Below are 2,180 nucleotides of genomic sequence, written 5' to 3'. Positions count from 1 at the left end.
CTTCGTTAGTTAATGTCAACTAAGTTTTTTTATTTCGTTTGTCGCTTGCGACGTTATTGTCATCGGCGACTTGTCCTATATTACACCTCTATATAATAATAGTCAATATTAATCTTTCATTTTTTTTAAAAAGATGAAAAAGACTCTCATATCCCCCTTTTATTTCTCATACATATCAATAAGATAACTGAAAGGAGTGTAGAACTTGTTCAATCCTTCTTTATTACACATCATAAGCTCCCATTCAAGAAGCCCACACTATCATAGGAAGTTTCCAATCATTCTATTTTGGAGTCAAAAAAGCGGCTGTACTTCTCTTGCTAAGTGGTTCTTTTACCAGATTGATTTATTACAAACCGCTCTAAGTTATAGTCCTTTCATTCATAATTATGAATATGATATATACAAAAGTACACCTGCTTATAGTGTACGACTAGGAGTAGCGTTACGAGAAAAACAAAAAGAAACTTTTAAACTTGTTCGTAACCCTTATAGGAGAGCAGTCAGTTCTTTCGTATCCTTAATTGGACCTCCTTATATGGAAAATCCCGAATGGAAACCCATCCGAAAGTTTTTATATCAAGATGAAAATTCCTCCAAAGGGATCTCATTTAAACAATTTCTATACTATCTATTTATAAAAGGGGCTCACGCAAGTGATATTAACCCACATTTCACACAACAATATATAGCTGGTGAAGAAGAATATGTGACCAATTATATATACTTAGAAAACTTCGATCAGGAAATGAAAGAATTAGAAAAGCGTTTCGAATTAAAAACCGCACCAATAAATGAGTTCTCAACATCATGGCATCATCAAACTCCCGCCATGATTTATAAAGGGAATTTTAGCGAAGGCGATATTACTGATCCTTTATTTCCACGTCATCCAACTTTTGAAAGCTTTTATGATACTGAATGTATACAACTTGTCCAAGCAATATTTCAAAATGATTTCGACACATATAAATACAGCAAAGAATATCCATACTAACTTTAGTCTATTATCTTTGCTAAATAAAAAAGATACCTCATATATAAGGTATCTTTTTAACATTTCAATTATATAAATCATACTGTTTAACAGTCTCTATTCTCCACCTTGTTACCTTTTAATAGATTACATAACTTTTGCTTATCCGCCCATCCTACTCCAATTAAGACTAAACTCGCTCCCATTATTACTCTCCATGTCAGAGATTCATTTAATAGAATAATTGAAGTAATAATACTTATTAATGGTAATGCATTTAAATATAATCCGCTTACTGATGCTGAAACTCTCTCTAGCGCTTTATTCCAAAACCAATACGCTAAAATTGTTGCTCCAATAACAAGGTATATTACACTAAGTCCCGTTTTCCAAGTTTCAACCTTTGGAAGACCGTAATAAAAAATTTCTATTAGTGCAAACGGTAAGAGAATAACAGCTCCAATAATTAAAGTTAATGTTATAAAAACCTCGTTTGATAAATACTGTTCTTGTTTTGGTCGTTTTAGCAAAACTGTGTAGAAAGCAAATAGAAAAGTACTTAATAATATCAGTATATCTCCTATTAAAGACACTTCTTGATTAGCACTTTTAGATGGAATCGTAATAAAGAGTACTCCTATAGCACCCAATATAATTCCTATCCAATAATTCAATCGAATTTTCTCTTTCAAAAAGAGTGCTGAAAAAAGAATTGTAACTAATGGTAATGCAGCATCTATAATACTCACATGTAATCCACTTGTTAAAGAAATGCCGTAGGATGTAAACATAAAATAACCAGCTACACCGGTAAAAGCTAACAAACTCATTCTTTTCCATGGAACTTTTTTATGTACAACTGATTTTTGTAATTCCTTAAATGAGAATAGCATACAAATTCCACCTGCAAAGAAAAGACGAATAAATAACAAAGTAAACGGCTGAATAGATTCTAACGCCCATTTTGTTGGCGCAATGGCTGTGCCCCATAATATAACAGCCACTAATAACATGCATATTTCTTTCATAATTCCCCACACCCATCAAAAATATATGTTAACTACCTTAATTATAGATTTTTTCTAATGTAAAATCCTTTAAAAGCACAAAAGGTTATGTAAGATCACAAACATTCTTTTTACATCTGGACTATATTCTTGAAAAGGTAATTCTTACCTTTAAATTTAAAATAATAAAAATAAAT

At 31.4% G+C, this 2,180-nt stretch carries 2 protein-coding genes; one reads left to right on the top strand and one right to left on the bottom strand.

Annotated elements, in window-relative coordinates; genetic code table 11:
* The first annotated feature begins 205 nt into the window (after positions 1-205).
* Positions 206-997 (top strand): sulfotransferase family 2 domain-containing protein, encoded by a 792-nt coding sequence (locus tag ACZDYH_RS30275; protein ID WP_088363405.1) that lies wholly within the window; start codon positions 206-208, stop codon positions 995-997.
* Between the two features lie 86 nt (positions 998-1,083).
* Here ACZDYH_RS30275 and ACZDYH_RS30270 read toward each other — a convergent pair whose 3' ends face one another.
* The gene (locus ACZDYH_RS30270) at positions 1,084-2,004 is read right to left on the bottom strand and encodes a DMT family transporter (RefSeq protein ID WP_088363406.1); all 921 of its coding nucleotides are present in this window, start codon (positions 2,002-2,004) and stop codon (positions 1,084-1,086) included.
* Positions 2,005-2,180 lie beyond the last annotated feature (176 nt).

The organism is Bacillus sp. EB V-12 (assembly GCF_056158125.1).
This window is presented reverse-complemented; position numbering and strand designations above follow the sequence as displayed.